At 75.9% G+C, this 15,896-nt stretch carries 15 protein-coding genes; 1 reads left to right on the plus strand and 14 read right to left on the minus strand.

Annotation, left to right across the window (positions count from 1 at the left end):
- Positions 1–49 precede the first annotated feature (49 nt).
- From fmt to RB146_06160, 7 genes are all read right to left on the minus strand, one after another.
- A complete protein-coding gene (gene fmt, locus RB146_06130; GenBank protein MDQ7828556.1) occupies positions 50–1,030 on the minus strand; it encodes a methionyl-tRNA formyltransferase in 981 nt (326 codons plus the stop codon).
- Positions 1,031–1,041: 11 nt separating this feature from the next.
- A complete protein-coding gene (gene def / locus RB146_06135) occupies positions 1,042–1,557 on the minus strand; it encodes a peptide deformylase (protein MDQ7828557.1) in 516 nt (171 codons plus the stop codon).
- A 102-nt stretch (positions 1,558–1,659) separates the two neighbouring features.
- Positions 1,660–3,717, minus strand: a complete 2,058-nt coding sequence (gene priA, locus RB146_06140; protein MDQ7828558.1) for a primosomal protein N' — start codon at positions 3,715–3,717, stop codon at positions 1,660–1,662.
- A complete protein-coding gene (locus RB146_06145) occupies positions 3,714–4,268 on the minus strand; it encodes a flavoprotein (GenBank protein MDQ7828559.1) in 555 nt (184 codons plus the stop codon). Before RB146_06145 ends, priA begins: the two co-directional genes overlap by 4 nt.
- Positions 4,268–4,801, minus strand: coding sequence for an AAA family ATPase (locus RB146_06150; GenBank protein MDQ7828560.1), 534 nt, complete (start codon positions 4,799–4,801; stop codon positions 4,268–4,270). Before RB146_06150 ends, RB146_06145 begins: the two co-directional genes overlap by 1 nt.
- Positions 4,798–5,115: a DUF370 domain-containing protein gene (locus tag RB146_06155; protein MDQ7828561.1), complete on the minus strand. Its 318-nt coding sequence runs from the start codon at positions 5,113–5,115 to the stop codon at positions 4,798–4,800. Before RB146_06155 ends, RB146_06150 begins: the two co-directional genes overlap by 4 nt.
- The gene (locus tag RB146_06160) at positions 5,090–5,968 is read right to left on the minus strand and encodes a YicC/YloC family endoribonuclease (GenBank protein ID MDQ7828562.1); all 879 of its coding nucleotides are present in this window, start codon (positions 5,966–5,968) and stop codon (positions 5,090–5,092) included. Before RB146_06160 ends, RB146_06155 begins: the two co-directional genes overlap by 26 nt.
- A 246-nt stretch (positions 5,969–6,214) precedes the next feature.
- Here RB146_06160 and RB146_06165 point away from each other — a divergent pair, with 246 nt between their 5' ends.
- The gene (locus tag RB146_06165) at positions 6,215–8,080 is read left to right on the plus strand and encodes an NFACT family protein (GenBank protein ID MDQ7828563.1); all 1,866 of its coding nucleotides are present in this window, start codon (positions 6,215–6,217) and stop codon (positions 8,078–8,080) included.
- Positions 8,081–8,139: 59 nt separating this feature from the next.
- Here RB146_06165 and pyrR read toward each other — a convergent pair whose 3' ends face one another.
- The 7 genes from pyrR to ileS form a co-directional block, all read right to left on the minus strand.
- Positions 8,140–8,661 carry a bifunctional pyr operon transcriptional regulator/uracil phosphoribosyltransferase PyrR gene (pyrR, locus tag RB146_06170; protein MDQ7828564.1) on the minus strand — a complete coding sequence of 174 codons (522 nt, stop codon included), beginning with the start codon at positions 8,659–8,661 and terminating at the stop codon, positions 8,140–8,142.
- A gap of 13 nt (positions 8,662–8,674) precedes the next feature.
- Positions 8,675–9,646, minus strand: a complete 972-nt coding sequence (locus RB146_06175; protein ID MDQ7828565.1) for an RluA family pseudouridine synthase — start codon at positions 9,644–9,646, stop codon at positions 8,675–8,677.
- Between the two features lie 22 nt (positions 9,647–9,668).
- Positions 9,669–10,472 (minus strand): prolipoprotein diacylglyceryl transferase, encoded by an 804-nt coding sequence (locus RB146_06180; protein ID MDQ7828566.1) that lies wholly within the window; start codon positions 10,470–10,472, stop codon positions 9,669–9,671.
- Positions 10,469–10,948: a signal peptidase II gene (gene lspA / locus RB146_06185; protein MDQ7828567.1), complete on the minus strand. Its 480-nt coding sequence runs from the start codon at positions 10,946–10,948 to the stop codon at positions 10,469–10,471. Before lspA ends, RB146_06180 begins: the two co-directional genes overlap by 4 nt.
- Before the next feature lie 58 nt (positions 10,949–11,006).
- On the minus strand, positions 11,007–11,474 hold the full coding sequence (locus RB146_06190; protein MDQ7828568.1) for a TraR/DksA C4-type zinc finger protein: 468 nt from the start codon (positions 11,472–11,474) through the stop codon (positions 11,007–11,009).
- 290 nt (positions 11,475–11,764) lie between these two features.
- Positions 11,765–12,517: an amino acid racemase gene (locus RB146_06195; GenBank protein ID MDQ7828569.1), complete on the minus strand. Its 753-nt coding sequence runs from the start codon at positions 12,515–12,517 to the stop codon at positions 11,765–11,767.
- Between the two features lie 181 nt (positions 12,518–12,698).
- The gene (gene ileS / locus RB146_06200) at positions 12,699–15,890 is read right to left on the minus strand and encodes an isoleucine--tRNA ligase (GenBank protein ID MDQ7828570.1); all 3,192 of its coding nucleotides are present in this window, start codon (positions 15,888–15,890) and stop codon (positions 12,699–12,701) included.
- Positions 15,891–15,896: the final 6 nt, after the last annotated feature.

The following is a 15,896-nucleotide window of genomic DNA, read 5'->3' on the forward strand; positions in this document are numbered from 1 at the left end:
GCTGATCCCTCCCGGGTGCCGTCCCTGCGGGGCGGCTCCCGCCTGGATTCTACCAGACTCCCTCGGGGGCCACCCCCTCGGGCGCGCCCCACCGCTCCCCGACACGCACCGGGTGCCCGCGGGCGTACTCGGCCGCGCCCATGCGCCGGCCGCCCTCCGGCTGGACCTCCCGGACGCGCAGGTACCCGTCCCCCGTGGCCACCAGGATCCCTTCGTCTTCGACGGCCAGCACCGTGCCGGGTTCCGTCCGCGCATCGGGGGGCGCCGGGACGGGTTCGGCGCGCCAGACCTTCAGCAGGCGCCCCTCCCGCCAGGTGTACGCCGACGGCCAGGGATCCATCGCCCGGACCAGGTTGGCGATGGCCGCAGCGGGCCGGGTCCAGTCGATGCGCCCGTCCGCCTTGGTGAGGCGGCCGACGTAGGTGGCCTGGGACTCGTCCTGGGGGGTGCGCGGCGCACGCCCCTCGGCGATCAGGCGCACCGCCTCCACCAGCAGGCGCGCCGCCACCTCGGCCAGGCGCGCCTCCAGCGTGGCGGCGGTGTCGTCCGGGGCGATGGGGACGCGTTCCTGCAGGATGATGTCCCCCGCGTCGAGGGCTTCCGTCTGGTAGTGGATGGTCACGCCCGTCTCCCGCTCCCCGTGCTTGATGGCGTGCTGGATCGGGGAGGCGCCGCGGTAGCGGGGCAGCAGCGAGGGGTGGGCGTTGATGGCGCCGAGCGGAGGCAGCGCCAGGAGCTCGGGCGGGACGATGCGCCCGTAGGCCACGGTGACGATCAGGTCCGGACGGGTGGCGCGCAGGGCGGCCAGCGTCTCGGGCGCGCGCAGGCGCAGCGGCTGGAAGAGCGGCAGGCCGGCCTGGCGCGCGTAGGCGGCCACCGGCGTGGGTTCGAGCCGCCGGCCGCGCCCGGCCGGGCGGTCGGGCTGGGTGACGACGCCGACGACGGGGACGACGGCACGCAGCGCCCGCAGCGAGGGGAGCGCGAAGGCGGGCGAGCCCAGGAAGAGGACGCGCGGGCCCTCGGGCGGCATGGGCGGCGCGATCAGGCCTCCGCCCCCTGGCCCTCCCCGACGCGGGTGATCGTGGACGGGTCCTCCACGCGGTCGAGGAAGAGGATCCCGTCCAGGTGGTCGATCTCGTGCTGGAGGACGCGCGCCAGGTAGCCGTCGGCGTGGATCGTCACCCCGCGCCCGCGCCGGTTCTTGCCGCGGACGACCACGTGGAGGGCCCGGCGTACCGGGGCCACCACGCCGGGGATGGAGAGGCAGCCCTCCACCGCCACCTCCTCACCCTCGGCGGAGAGCACCTCAGGGTCGACCAGGGCGACGAGGCGGTCCTCCACCTCGGCCACCAGCACGCGCCGACTGTCCCCCACCTGCGGCGCGGCCAGCCCCACGCCCCCCGCCGCGCGCATGGTGGCGATCATGGCGTCGATGAGGCGCTGCACTTCCGGCGTCACCTTGCCCACGGGGCGGGCGCGGCGGCGCAGGATCGCCGCCCGCGGGCTGTCCACGGTGACGATCTCGAGGACGGTCGAGGCGGTCGCGGCGCGTGCCATCGGCTCCCAGCATAGCGAGCCCCTCTGCCGGTTGTCACGGCAGCCCGACGGGCGCGAGCGTGCCGGCCCACGGCGCTAGCGCACCCGTGCCGGCCCACGGCGTTAGCGCATCGGGGGCGGTCCGTCCACCTCCACCGCCAGCCGCACGCGGCCGTCCAGGTCGGCGCGGGCGGCCGCCAGCAGCGGGGCGCGCGGCACGCCGCGGCGGCCGCGCACCATGACCACGCGCGTCGCCTCCCGCCCCGGCAGCGGCGCCGGTCCCAGGACGTCCAGGTCGCCGTCCGCAGCCGCCAGCAGCGTCGCCAGGCGTCCCGCCACGGCGTCCACGCGCGCCGCCGTCCCCCGCACCTCCACCGTGACCAGCTCGGCAAAGGGCGGGTACCCGAAGGCGCGGCGGGCACGCAGCTCCTCGCGCAGGAAGCGCCCCAGCTCACCGCGGCGCAGCGCGACGACGGCCGGGGCGTCGGGCTGGTAGGTCTGCACGACGAACCACTCCCGCGCCAGGGCGCGGACGCGCCACAGCGTCCGGAAGCCCTCCTCGACGGCCCGGTAGTCGGCGTGGCGCAGCGCCGCGTCGGCCAGCACCACGCCGACCAGGTCGGCGGTCAGGCCGGGGAGCTCCAGCGCCGCCACCGTGGCCACCAGCACCCCGCCGCCGCGCCGGAACCGGTCGAGGACCGCCAGGCGCAGCGGCAGCGTCGGGGCGCTCTCGGCGTCGAGCCGGTGCACCGACGCGTCGAAGACCCGCTGTGCCCACCGCGCCACACGCTGGGACCCCGCCCCGCGCGGGGCGAGGGCCGCTGCCCCGCAGGCGGGACAGGTCGCCGGCGCCGGGATGGTGCGCCGGCAGTACCGGCACCGCAGGGCGCGACCGCGCGCGTCGAAGGTTATGGGGATGGCGCACTGCGGGCAGCGGCAGTCCGCGCCGCACTCCCCGCAGGTGAGCCCGTCGGCGTAGCCGCGGCGCGCCACGAAGAGGAGGACGCGGCCGCCCGCTCCCAGCACCCCCCGCGCGTGGGCGAGGAGCGGCGCCGTCAGGAAGGCCCGGGCGTGCCGGCGCAGGTCCACGACCACGACCCGCGGCGCCCGCTGCGGGAGGCGCATCACGTGCACCCCCGGCCGCCCCGCCAGCGCGGCGGCAGCCAGGGAGGGGACCTCGTCGCCCAGCAGCAGGACCGTCTCTCCCTGCTGCGCGCGGATCCAGGCCACGTCGCGGGTCCGGTAGCGCGGCACGCGCTCCTCGACGTGGCCGCTCTCCCCCTCGCCGTCGACGGCGATGAGCCCGAGGCGCGGCAGCGGCGCGAAGACGGCGTGACGGGTGCCGACCACCACGGCGGTCGCCGGCACGGCCCGCCAGCGGGCCGCGCGCGCCTCGAGCGGGAGGTCGCCGTGCAGGAGGAGGAGCGGGCCGAGCGCGGCCAGGCGCCGGGCCATGCGCTCGGCTGCCGCCACCGAGGCACAGAGGACCAGCGCCTGCCGCCCCCGGCGCAGCGCGGAGGCCACCGCGGCGGCGGTGACCGCCTCGCGCTCCCGCCCCACCAGGATCACCACCCGGGCACGCTCCGCCTCCTCCGGCCACAGCGACGGGTGGAGGGCCACCTGGGGCCCCCCGCCGCGCACCGGGCCGGCCGGCGGCGGGAGCACCACCTCGAGCCGGCCCCCGGCCTCCAGGAAGGTCCGCAGGCCGGCCAGCCCGCCGAAGGCCCGGCGCAGGCCGGTGGGCGTCCACCCCGCTGCCCCCGCCTGGGCGCGGCGCGGCAGGGCCGCGCTCCCCTGCGCCACCGGCCGCAGGCGCACGTCCACGAGCGGCGGGGGGAGCATGGCGGCGAGCGCTTCGCCCACGCTGCAGACGTAACGCTCCGCCATCCACAGCGCCAGCTCGAGGAGGTCGGGAGGGAGGAGCGGCTGCGCCGCCAGCACGGCGGCGACGGGCCGCAGCGGGTGGGGCGGCGGGGCCGCTCCCTGCGGCGGCCCGGGGAGGACGTACCCGGCGAGCAGGCGGGTGCGGAACGGCACGAGCACCGGCGTGCCGGGCGGCAGCGGCGCCGGCGCCAGGTAGGTGAAGGCCACGTCCCCGGCGCGCAGCGGCAGGTCCAGGGCGACCCAGAGCGGGACCGCGGCCGCCGGTGCGGCCCCGGCCGCGTCCTGCGACGGAGTCATGGCCGCTCGCTGAGCAGCCGCAGGATCTCCTGCAGGATCGTCTCCGGCTCGGCCATCCGCCCCAGGCCCTCGCGGCCGGAGGCGAGGCGCCCGTACTCGGGGCCGACGATGTGGGCGCCGCGGCGGCGCAGCGTCTCCAGGTGCTCCTGGACGGTGGGGTGGGCGTACATCAGGTCGCTCATCGCCGGGGCGATGAGCAGCGGGGCGCGCGTCGCCAGGGCCGTCGCCGCGACCAGGTCGTCCGCCAGCCCCAGCGCCAGGCGGGCCAGGGTGTGGGCGGTGGCCGGCGCGATGACGTAGAGGTCGGCCCGCGCGCCCAGCGCCACGTGCGGCTCGTCCCAGGGGTTCGCGGGGTCCCACAGGTCGGTGAGGACCGGCTGCTGGGAGAGGGCGCGGAAGGTGAGCGGCCCGACGAACTGCACCGCCGACGGCGTCATGAGCACGTGCACCTCGGCGCCCTCCTTGCGCAGCGCGCTCACCAGCGCCGCCACCTTGTAGGCGGCGATCCCGCCGGCCACCCCGACGAGGACGACCCGCCCCTCCAGCCGCATCAGGGGCGGACCGCGGGCTGCCGGCCGCGGATGAAGAGGAGGAGGGCGTCCACGATGGTCTCGGCGCTCCACACCGAGGTGTCGACGACCAGGTGGTAGGGGGAGAGGTCGTTCACGTCGATGCCATACAGCTCCCGGTAGCGCCCCCACTCGCTGGCCTCGCGGCTCTGCAGCTCCGCGGTGGCCGCCGCCAGCGAGAGGCCGTCCCGCTGCGCCACGCGCGCCGCCCGCACCGCCAGCGGCGCCCGCAGCCAGACCTTCAGGTCGGCGTCCACCATCCAGCCGCTCAGCCGGCTCTCCACCACACAGGGCCCCTGGCGCGCCAGCGCCGCCTGCAGGCGGTCCACCTCGCGGTCGAGGCTCGGGTCGTCCTCCGCGGCCCGGTTGAGCTCCAGCACGGAGAGGCCGCGCTGTCGGGCCAGGTCGCGGAAGACCTCGCCGGCGGAGACGACGCGCACGCCCAGGCGCTCGGCCAGCTGGCGGGCCACGGTGCTCTTGCCCACCCCGATCGGGCCCGCGATGGCGACGATCACCGCCCGAACCCCTCCGGGCGCTCCGGGTCGGGTAGCTCCTCCTCCTCGACGTCGCGGCCGATGAAGCGGTGCGCCACCGTCTCGGGCTGCACGGCGGAGAGGACGACGTGGCCGCTGTCGGTGATGACGACGGCCCGGGTGCGCCGGCCCACGGTGGCGTCGATGAGCACGCCCCGCTCCCGCGCCTCCTGGATGATCCGCTTGATCGGCGCCGAGTCGGGGGCGACGATGGCGATGACGCGGTCGGCGGCCACGATGTTGCCGAACCCGATGTTGATCAGCCGCGGGCTACTCGACGTTCTGTACCTGCTCACGGAGGCTTTCCAGCTCACTCTTCATCTCGATGACGGCCCGGGCGATCTCCAGGTCGCCGGCCTTGCTCCCGATGGTGTTGGTCTCCCGACCCATCTCCTGCAGCAGGAATTCGAGCCGCCGCCCCACCGCGCCTGCCCCGGCGCTCACCAGCGCGCGGGCCTGGCCGAGGTGGCTGCGCAGGCGCACGAGCTCCTCGCTGATGTCGGCGCGCTCGGCCAGCAGCGCCACCTCGGCGGCCAGGCGCCCCTCGTCCAGCGGGACCTCGCCCAGCGCCTCCCGCAGCCGCTGGCGCAGCCGCGCCCGCCACTCTTCCACCACCCGGTCGGCGCGCCCCGCCACCACCTCGACCAGGGCCTCCAGCCGCTCCAGCCGCCGCAGCGCATCGGCCCGCAGCCGCTCACCTTCGGCGGTGCGCATGGCCACCAGCCCGGCCAGCGCGGCCTCCACCGCCGGCTGGAGCGCCGTCCACAGCGCCTCGGCGTCCTCGCGCGCCTCCTCCACCCGGATGACGTCGGGGAAGGCCGCCACCATGGCGAGCGTCACCTCGCCCGCCAGCCCCATGGCCGCGGCCAGCTCGCGGGCCGCGCTCACGTAGCCGGCGGCCAGGTCCAGGTCGGCGCGCACCGTGCGCGGACGGCGCCCGGCCTGCTCGCGCGCCACCGTCAGCTCCACCCGGCCGCGCTGGACCACGCGCTGCACGGCGGCCCGCAGGCGGTCCTCCAGCACCGCCAGGTCGCGGGGGGTGCGCACGGCCACCTCGCTGAAGCGGTGGTTCACCGAGCGCACCTCCACGGTGAACCGCCCGGCCGCCGTGTCGACCACCGCCGTCCCGTAGCCCGTCATGCTGCGCATGCGGCGCCCATCCCTCCGTTCCCGCTCGCCACCGGCCGCCGCCGCTCGCCACGGCCGCCCCGGAAGACCGCGACGGGCCCCGTCCCCGCGCAGGCGGTCCCTGGGCGGCCGACGGCGCTTTCCATCCTACACTGCCGTTCCCTGGCGTGGCCGGCCGGCGGGACCCCGCCCCTGCGGGCCCTGCCGGGCGCGCTCCTCGCCCGGTTGCTGCGGACCGGACGGGGGCGTAAGGTGGCGGGCAGAACCGTGAGCGCCGCCGTCGCCGCCTACGACAGCCTGGTGCTCGCCGCGGTCGCCGTCGAGCTCGAGGCCATGCGCGGCGCGCGCGTCGTAGCGGTGCACCAGCCCGAGCCGGAGGCGGTGGCCCTCCTCCTGCGCGGCCGGCAGGGGACGCGCGGGCTGTGGTGCTCCATCCATCCGCGATGGGCCCGCGTCGTTCTCGCCCCCGCTCCGTCGGCCCGCCCCACCCACCCGTTCCCGACCCTGTTGCGCGCGCGGCTGGACGGGGCGCGCCTGGTCGAGGTGACCCAGCCCGCGTTCGAGCGGGTGCTGACGCTCACCTTCGAGGCGCTGGAGGGGCGTCTCGACCTGGTGGCCGAGGTGATGGGCCGCCACGCCAACCTCCTCCTGCTCGACGGGCGGTGCCGCGTCGTGGGGATCTTCAAGCCCGTCACCCCGGCGATGAGCCGCGTCCGACCGCTCGGGCCCGGCGCGACCTACACCCCGCCGCCCGTCGGCCGGGCCCGCCCCGAGGCGGTCACCCCCGACGCCCTGGCGCGGTGGCTCGCCGCCGGACGCCCGGTGGCCGCCACCCTGGTGGCGCACCTCGTCGGCGTGAGCCCGCCCGTGGCCGCGCACCTGGCCCTCGCCGCCGGCTGCGATCCGGAGCAGGCGGCTCCCCCCGACGCCGCCCCGGCGGTGCACGCCGCCCTGGGTGAGCTGATCGCGACCGTGACGGCGCGTGCCTTCCGCCCCTCCCTCTACGAGGACGACGCGGGCGAGCCGGTGGCCTTCAGCGCCATCCCGCTGGCCGCCTACCGCCACCTGCGCCGGCGCGACGCGCCGTCGATGAGCGCGGCCGTGGAGACGGTGGTGGCGCGCCTGGCCGGGCAGGAGGCGCTGCGCGCGGCCCGGCAGGCGCTGCTGGCGCGCCTGGGGGCGCTGAGCCGGCGGGTGCACCGGGCGCTGGAGGAGGCGCGGGCGCAGCTGCAGCGCGCCGAGGGGGCGGAGACTTACCGGCGCTTCGGCGAGCTCCTCCTCGCCCACGCGCACGCCCTCCCCCGCGGCGCGCGCGAGGTGACGGTGCCGGACTTCGACGGGCGCCCTACGACCATCACGCTCGACCCGCAGGCCTCGGCGGTGGCGAACGCCCAGGCCTACTTCCGGCGCTACCGCAAGGCGGCCGCCGGCCGGCCCACCCTGCAGGAGCGCGTGGGCGCGCTGGAGGCCGAAGCGGCCTTCCTGGAGCAGGTGCGGGTGCTGGCCGAGCAGGCCGAGGACCTGCCGGCGCTGGCGGCGGTGGCGCAGGACCTGACGGAGGGTGAGGGACAGCCGGTGGGGACGGCAGGACGCGGAGCGCGGCGGGGCAGCGCCACTCCCCGGCGCGTTCCGCTCTCCAGGAGAGGGCGCAGCCGGCCGCCAGGCTCCGGTGCGCCCGCGCCGGCGACGGGCGGCCCGCGGCGCTTCACCGCTCCCGGCGGCTTCGCCATCCTGGTCGGGCGCAGCCACCGCGAGAATGACCGTCTCACCTTTGAGGTGGCCGCCCCGCACGACCTGTGGCTCCACGCCCGCGGGATGCCGGGCGCGCACGTCATCCTGCGCACCGGGGGGCGCCGGCCCTCTGAGGCCGCGGTCCAGGCGGCGGCGGCGGTGGCCGCCTACTACAGTCGCGGGCGGGGAGCTGCCAGGGTGGCGGTCGATGTCACCGAGCGCCGCCACGTGCACCGGCTGCGCGGCGGACGGCCCGGCATGGTCACCTACACCGGCGAGCGCACCCTCACCGTCGAGCCGGCCCTGCCGGCGGGGGCACCGGCGCAGGAGCGCACCACCGCGCCCCCACGACCGCAGGGGCCGTCCCGGACCGGGTCTCACACACCGCCGGACGTGTGGTAGCGGCGGCCTCGTCGCCGTCCTCGACCCGGGCGCTCACTGCAGGCCCTCCTCCCGGGCACCTATCCCTCCGCGTCCAGGATGACGACCTCGTCCCGGCCGTCGCTCTCGCGCAACCGCACGGCCACCTCCTCGCGCCGGGAGGTGGGGAGGTTCTTCCCCACGTAGTCGGGACGGATGGGCAGCTCCCGGTGGCCCCGGTCGACCAGCACCGCCAGCTGGATGGAGGCGGGGCGGCCGAGGTCGATGAGGGCATCCAGCGCCGCGCGCACGGTGCGGCCGGTGAAGAGGACGTCGTCCACCAGCACCACGTCGCGTCCGCCCACGCCGAAGGGGATCGCGGTCTGGTGCACGACGGGCCGGTCCCCCCGCACCGCCAGGTCGTCCCGGTAGAGGGTGATGTCCAGCACCCCCAGGGCCGGGCGGTTGCCCTCGATCGCCTCGATGGCCCGGGCCAGCCGCTCCGCCAGGTGTACGCCCCGCGTGCGGATCCCCACCAGGGCCAGCCGCTCCGTCGTCTTGTTGCGCTCCAGGATCTCGTGGGCCATGCGGGTGAGGGCCCGCCGGATCGCCTCGGCGTCCATCACCCGCGCCTTCTCACGCACCGGCCGCGCCTCCCCGTGCCCCGCGCGCCCCGCCGCCCGTCCCTGCGGCGGCCGGCGCGCGGCGCAGCGTCTCCAGGGCGCGGGCCAGGTCGTCCGGGAGCGGGGCCTCCAGCGCCAGCGCCGCGCCGGTGCGCGGGTGACGGAGGCGCAGGCGCCAGGCGTGCAGGGCCTGACGGGTCATCCCCCAGGCCGGTCCCCGGCGGCCGTAGACCGGGTCGCCCACCACCGGGTGGCCGAGGTGCTTGAAGTGGACGCGCAGCTGGTGCGTGCGCCCTGTCAGCAGCGTGGCCTCGACGAGCGCTGCGCCCGCGAAGCGCTCCCGCACCCGGTAGCGCGTCACCGCCGCCCGCCCGCTCGGGACCACGGCCATGCGCCGCCGGTGGCGCGGGTCGCGAGCGATGGGGGCGTCGATGGTGCCCGCGGGTGGGGGCTGCCCGTGCACGAGGACCAGGTAGGTGCGCCTCATCGTCCGCGACCGCACCTGCCCCTGCAGGGCCCGCAGCGCCTCCGGCGTCTTGGCCACCACCAGCAGCCCCGAGGTGTCCTTGTCCAGCCGGTGGACGATCCCGGGGCGTTCCGGGTCGAGGGCGGCCAGCTCCGGCACCCGGGCCAGCAGCGCGTTGGCCAGGGTGCCGCGCGGGTGACCGGGGCCGGGGTGGACCGCGAGCCCCGGCGGCTTGTTCACCACCAGGAGGTCGCCGTCCTCGTAGACCACGTCCAGGGGCAGCGGCTCCGGGACAAGCGCGGGCGCGGGAGGGGCCGGCGGCAGCTCCACCGTGACCACCTGGCCCGCGCGGACGCGCGCCGAGGGCTTGCGGACGGTCCCGTCGACCCGCACCCGCCCCTCTTCGATGAGGGCGTGGAGCCGCGAGCGGGAGAGCCCGGGGAGGCGGCCGGCCAGGAAGCGGTCCAGGCGGGTGCCGTCGGCGGTGGCGTCCACGACCAGCCGGTGCCCGCCCTCCACGTCCCGCCCTCCACGCCCGCGGTCAGGGGACCGGGGGCGGCCCGGGCGGCGGGACGGCCGACGGCGTGGGCTCCCTTGCCTCCGCGCCCTCGGCGGGACGGGCAGCCCCGCGGTGGGCCGCTACCAGGAGGAGGACGAGGGCCCCCAGCGCCACCACGGCGCTCGCCACCTGGGCCAGCGTCAGCGGCCCCAGCACGAGGGGACTGTCGACGAAGAACTCCGCCAGGAAGCGGCTCGTCGCCAGGAGGAAGACGAAGGTGAGGAAGGGGACGCCGGGAGGAGGGTCGTGCTGCGTCCGCAGCACCATGTAGATGCCCACCGCGGCCAGCAGCAGGTAGACCGGGACGGGGTGGACCGTCTCCAGGCCGATCTGCACCGCCCAGGGGACACCGGTCGGGCGCCCGCGGAAGAGGCCATGGAGGAGCGCGCCGACCATGGCCACGGCGTACCCCAGGGCCAGCCCCGGGGCCGTGGCGTCGAGCAGGCGGCCCAGGGAGACGGGCCGCCCGCGGGTGAAGAGCCAGGCCACCAGCGCGCCGCCGCCGAGCGCCCCGTAGAACGCCAGGCCTGCGTCCCGCCAGATGGTCAGCACGGCGAGGGGATCGCCGGTGAACGCCTCCAGGTGCACCAGGACGTAGGCGAGCCGCGCCCCCAGGATCCCGGCGATGATCATGTAGAGGCTGAGGTCGAGCATGGTCGTGGGGTCGACGCCGGCGGCGGGGGCGCGGCGGCGGGCGATGGCGATCCCCACCCAGAACGCCAGGAGCAGGAAGACGCCGAAGGCGGAGATGGGCACCGGGCCGACGCGGAAGAGGACCGGGCTCACCGGGTTCCTCGCGCAGCAGGCGCCCGCAGCGTCAGGAGCAGCAGGGCGGCGCCGACCACCACCGCGGCATCGGCCAGGTTGAAGACCGGCCAGACGTGCAGGTCGACGTAGTCGACGACGTAGCCCAGGCGGAAGCGGTCGAGCAGGTTGCCGGATGCGCCTCCGAGGACGAGTCCGGCACCGAGCCGCTCCGCCCACCCGGTCGGCCCCCTGCGCCCGGCGCGCAGCCAGTGGGCGCCGACGGCGACCACCACCACGAGCGCCACGAGCGCGGTGAGCAGGACCGGCGCGTTGCGGAAAAGGCCGAAGGCAATCCCGGTGTTGTGCACGCGGGTGAGGGCCACCACGCCGGGGAGGAGCGGCCGGCTGATCCCCTCCGGCAGCGCCCGGACGACGAGGGCCTTGGCCACCTGGTCGACCAGCAGCACGAGCAGGCTCACGAGCCCCACCGTCGGCCAGGCCGCCCGGGCGCGCACAGTCCCCGCCCTGCCCCGCGCGGAGGTCCGCACAACGGCTGCCACGCCGACGCCGGAGCTAGAGACGCGCGCCGCTGGCCGCCCGCTCCTCATCCGCCTTGCAGGCGATGCAGAGCCTGGCGTAGGGGATGGCCCGCAGCCGGTCGGGGTGGATGGGCCGGCCGCACCGCTCGCAGGTCCCGTAGGTCCCCGCGTCCACGCGGGCCATGGCGTCCTCCACCTGCTTGAGCAGCGCCCGCAGGCTGGCCTCGATGGCGAACCCCTTCTCGCGCTCGAAGGTGTCGCCGGCGACGTCGGCGTAGTCCTCGTCGGTCGACCCGCCGACGTCCATCCCCAGCTGGTGCTCCACCTCGGGGATGTGCTCCTCCAGCGCCTCCAGTTCCTCGCTCAGACGCCGGTGCTCCGCTTCGAGCAGTTTGCGGAACTCCTTGAGGTCGCGCCGGGAGAGCCGGGGAGCCGGAGCGGCATCGCGGCGGGTCTGCGCAGTGCCGGGCCCGGCCGGTCCGGCGGCGGGGGACTGGACCACCCGGGTACGTCCCGTACCCCGAACAGGTGTCCGGGTCGCTGTCGCTGCCCCCCGCCGGCTCTCCCGGGTCGCCCTGGCCGCCTGCCCTCTGCGAGTGTTCGGGGCCCGCCTGGTGCTCCTGGCGGCCTTTGGCTGTGTCATCGCGCCCTCCCCTGTCACCTGACGTCACCCGCAAGGGGCCCCGATGGCGCTTGGGGGCGCTTTTCGGGGTCTTTCGGGCGTTTTTCTGCGGAAATCTCCGCTCATCTTAGCCAACGCACACACGCTCCGCAAGTAGCCGCCAACGGCCCTCAGGTCGTCGTCACAGACCTCCCCGCCGCGGGGGAGGCCGCACGTCCCGGCACCGGGTCCTCCCCCTGCAGGGCTTCCCGGACCGCCGCCGCGGCCAGGACCTGGGTGGAGTCCAGCGTCGGGACCGGGAGGTCGGTCTGAGCCAGCGCCAGGGGGAGTTCGGTGCACCCCAGGATGAGGAGCGCCGCCCCGCGCTCGACCAGGCGCCGGGCCACCGCCACCGCCTCCTGCCTCAGGCGCCCGTCCGCCCGCTGCGCCTTGATCGCGTAGATGAGGCGGTCGACCGTCTCCTGCTCCTCCGCAGGTGGGACCAGGACCTCACACGCCGGCGCGAGCGCCCGGGGGTAGAGCCCCGTGGCCACCGTGCCGCGGGTGGCCAGGAGCCCCACCCGCCTGGTTTCCGGGTAGCGCTGCCGGATCGCCCGCGCCACTTCCCCCATGATGTGCAGCACCGGCACCTCGACCGCCGCGGCCACCGCCGGGTAGAAGGCGTGGGCGGTATTGCAGGGGATGGCGATCACCTCGGCCCCGGCCCGCTGCAGGTTGCGGGCGGTGGCCACCAGTGCGGGGACCGGGTCTTCGCCCCCGGCGAGGATGGCCGGGGTCCGGTCGGGGATGGCCGGGTTGTTGTCGATGACCACCCGCAGGTAGTCCTGGTCGCGCTCAGCCGGCGTCAGGCGGAGGATCTGCTCGAAGAAGTAGAGGGTCGCCCAGGGGCCCAGGCCCCCCAGGACGCCGATGGTGCGAGGCATGGGGTCGGTTGGCCTCCTCTCTCACGGATGGGCGCTGCGAATCGGCCCGACGCCGGTGAGGCCAGCGGGGCGCGCGGCCTCCGTGTGCGTCCCCACACTACGCGGGACGCCCCGCCTTTTCCTGTCCCATGCCCATCTTCCCCGGTTTCCGGGCCCGTCGGCGCAGGCCCGACCGGACCCCCTACCCGGCGCCCTGACGGCGCAGGCCCACCCGCACCTCCAGCCCGTCCAGCCGCACCGACCGCGCCGGGACATCCGGCGGCAGAGCGCGCTCCAGCGCGACAGCCAGGGTCTCGCGCCGGACGTAGTCGCCGTGGGCGGCCAGCACCTCCTCCACGCCGTCGCCATCCACGAAGAGGACGATGCGGTCGGCGAGGTCGAGACCGGCCTCCTTGCGCAGCTGCTGGACGTGGTGCACCAGCTCGCGCGCCTGCCCCTCCCGGCGCAGCTCGGGGGTGAGGCGGGTGTCGAGGACGACGACCTCCCCCGCCAGCCCCTCGGCGACGTACCCGTCCGCCGCCTGGAGCCGCACCTCCACCTCGTCCGATTCGACCACGACCGCCTCCCCGTCCACCTCCACCGTCACCCGGCCCGCCCCCTCCAGGCGGCGCAGGAGGCCGAGCGGGTCGAGCTCGCGCAGCCGGGCGGCCACGGTCTGCACGCGCGGGCCGAAGCGCGGCCCCAGCCGGTCGAAGCGGGGGCGGACCTCGTAGCGGGCGTAGGGGGCCGCGTCCTCGAGGAGGCGGACCGCCTTCACGTTGAGTTCCTCGGCCAGGTGCTCGAGGAGTTCGGGTGCGGCGGCGAGGTCCGCCCGCCGCGTCACCAGCAGTGCGGCCGGGAGCGGCTGGCGGGTGCGCAGGCGGATGCGCTGCCGGGCGGCGCGGCCCAGCGAGACCAGGCGGCGCACGGCCTCCACCTGCGCCTCCAGCGCCGGGTCGATCCGCCCGACGTCCGGGAGCGGGAAGTCGGTCAGGTGCACGCTGGCCGGGGCGGCGGGGTCCAGACGCCGCACCAGGTTCTGGTAGAGCTGCTCGGTGACGAAGGGGATGAAGGGCGCCAGCGCCCGCGCCAGCGTCACCAGCACCTGGTAGAGCGTGAAGTAGGCGGCGCGCTTGTCCTGGTCATCCTCCGCCTTCCAGAAGCGGCGCCGGGAGCGGCGCACGTACCAGGTGGAGAGGTCCTCGACGAAGCGCTCCACCGGCCGGGCCGCCCCCGCCGGGTCGTAGTCGTCCAGGCGCTCGCGCACGGTGCGCACCGTCCCGGCCAGGCGGGAGAGGATCCACCGGTCCAGCAGCCGCAGCGGGGGCTCCGTGCGCACCATGGCGGCCACGTCGGTCGGCTCCAGGTTGGCGTAGGCCACGAAGAAGGCGTAGACGTTCCACAGGGGGATGAGGAAGCGCCGCCGCACCTCGTCGGCCGGGCGGTAGCCGAAGTTGATGTTGGCTGCCGGGTTCTGGACGGCGAACATCCAGCGCATGACGTCCACGCCGATGCGGTCGGCGCCCTCCTCGAACTCGATGGCGTTCCCCCAGGACTTGTGCATCTCCCGGCCGGTCTCGTCCCGCACCAGGGCGTGCCCCAGGCAGACGCGGAAGGGGGCGGTCGCCTCCAGCACCGTGCTCATCACCAGCAGGGCGTAGAACCAGTTGCGGTACTGCCCCGGGAAGGCCTCGGTGATGAAGTCCGCCGGGAACCACTCCCGCCAGTAGCGCCGGTCTCCCAGGTAGCTCACCTGGCCGGTCTGCGGGTCGACGAGCGTGGAGAAGGGCACGATGCCGGCATCCAGCCACGGGTTGCCGATGTCGGGGATGCGGCCCACGCGCTCGCCGCACCGCGGGCAGGCGATCTTCACCGCATCGACCCACGGGCGGTGCGGGGAGTGTCCCTCGAACACCTCCCACCCCTCCACCGCCCGGGCCCGGAGCTCCTCCCGTCCCCCGATGACCTCGAAGTGCCCGCAGCGGTGGCACTCGTAGATCGGCAGCGCCAGACCGTAGTAGCGCTTCTTGCTGATCATCCAGTCGTGCATGTTGCGCAGCCAGTCCAGCTCGCGGTCCAGCCCGAACTCGGGGATCCAGCGCACCGTGCGGGCCACCGCCATGAGCTGCTCCCGGATGGGGTCCATGGCGATGAACCATTCGTCCACCAGCCGGAAGACCAGGTCGGTGCCGCACCGCCAGCACACCGGGTAGCGGTGGGTGTAGGGCTCGTGGCGGTAGAGCAGCCCGCGCTGCGCCAGGTCGGCGACGATACGCTCGTTGGCCTCGGCCACCCCCAGCCCGGAGAGCCAGCCGAAGCCCTCCACGAAGACGCCGAACTCGTCCAGCGGCGCCACCACCGGCAGGCCGTGGGCGCGCCCCAGCGCGAAGTCCTCGGGGCCGGCGCCCGGCGCGATGTGGACGAGGCCGGTCCCCTCCGCCGCGCTCACCTCCTCCCAGGGGATGACGCGGTGCTCGATGCCCGCTACGGCCGGTAACTCGTCAAACGGGCCTCGATACCGCAACCCCACCAGGTGCCGGCCGGGCACCTCCTCCAAGACCTCGTACCGCCCCCGGAGCTGGTGCAGGGCCCCCGTGGCCAGCCAGTACTCCTGCCCGTCCTGCCGCACGCGCGCGTAGCGCAGCTCCGGGTGCACCGCCACCGCCACGTTGCTGGTCAGCGTCCAGGGCGTCGTCGTCCAGACGAGCAGGGAGCGCGCCGTCGCCGCTCCGTCGGCCCCGAGCAGGGGGAAGCGCACGAACAGCCCCGGGTGGGTCCGCTCCTGGTAGCCCTCGGTGACGATCTCGTGCTCGGAGATGCCGGTGGCGCAGCGCGGGCACCAGGGCATGACGTCGTGCCCCTTGTAGAGGAGCCCCCGCTCCCAGCAGCGCTTGAGGAAGTACCAGATCATGTAGTTGTTCTCGTCGGACATGGTGTGGTAGGAGTGCTCCCAGTCCATCCAGTAGCCGAGCCGGATGGACTGCTGGGTCTGGAGGGCGGCGAACCGCCGCACCCGCTCCTTGCACCGCTCCACGAAGGCGGCGATGCCGTAGGTCTCGATGTCCCGCTTGGTGCGGAACCCCAGCTCCCGCTCCACCTCCACCTCGATCCACAGCCCCTGGCCGTCGAAGCCGTTCTGGTAGCGCTGCCGGTGGCCGAGCATGGTGTGGTAGCGCTGGAAGAGGTCCTTGTAGGTGCGGCCCCAGGCGTGGTGGACGCCCATGGGGTTGTTGGCGGTGATAGGGCCGTCGAGGAAGGACCAGCGCACCGGCGCGTGCGCGTTGCGCCGGATGTAGCGCTCCATCATCCCCTCGCGCAGCCACCACTCCAGGACCGCCCGCTCGCGGGCCGGGAAGTCCACGCTGGTCGGCACCGGCTCGAACCGCATCGCCATCGCCTC

It is taken from the genome of Armatimonadota bacterium, assembly GCA_031081585.1.
In the GTDB taxonomy this organism is placed as follows: domain Bacteria; phylum Sysuimicrobiota; class Sysuimicrobiia; order Sysuimicrobiales; family Humicultoraceae; genus Geohabitans; species Geohabitans tengchongensis.

Excerpts from the sequence above, each read along its gene's own strand:
- fmt (MDQ7828556.1), bottom strand. The coding sequence starts at position 1,030 with ATGCCGCCCGAGGGCCCGCGCGTCCTCTTCCTGGGCTCGCCCGCCTTC.
- def (MDQ7828557.1), bottom strand. The coding sequence starts at position 1,557 with ATGGCACGCGCCGCGACCGCCTCGACCGTCCTCGAGATCGTCACCGTG.
- priA (MDQ7828558.1), bottom strand. The coding sequence starts at position 3,717 with ATGACTCCGTCGCAGGACGCGGCCGGGGCCGCACCGGCGGCCGCGGTC.
- RB146_06145 (MDQ7828559.1), bottom strand. The coding sequence starts at position 4,268 with ATGCGGCTGGAGGGGCGGGTCGTCCTCGTCGGGGTGGCCGGCGGGATC.
- RB146_06160 (MDQ7828562.1), bottom strand. The coding sequence starts at position 5,968 with ATGCGCAGCATGACGGGCTACGGGACGGCGGTGGTCGACACGGCGGCC.
- pyrR (MDQ7828564.1), bottom strand. The coding sequence starts at position 8,661 with ATGGACGCCGAGGCGATCCGGCGGGCCCTCACCCGCATGGCCCACGAG.
- RB146_06195 (MDQ7828569.1), bottom strand. The coding sequence starts at position 12,517 with ATGCCTCGCACCATCGGCGTCCTGGGGGGCCTGGGCCCCTGGGCGACC.
- ileS (MDQ7828570.1), bottom strand. The coding sequence starts at position 15,890 with ATGGCGATGCGGTTCGAGCCGGTGCCGACCAGCGTGGACTTCCCGGCC.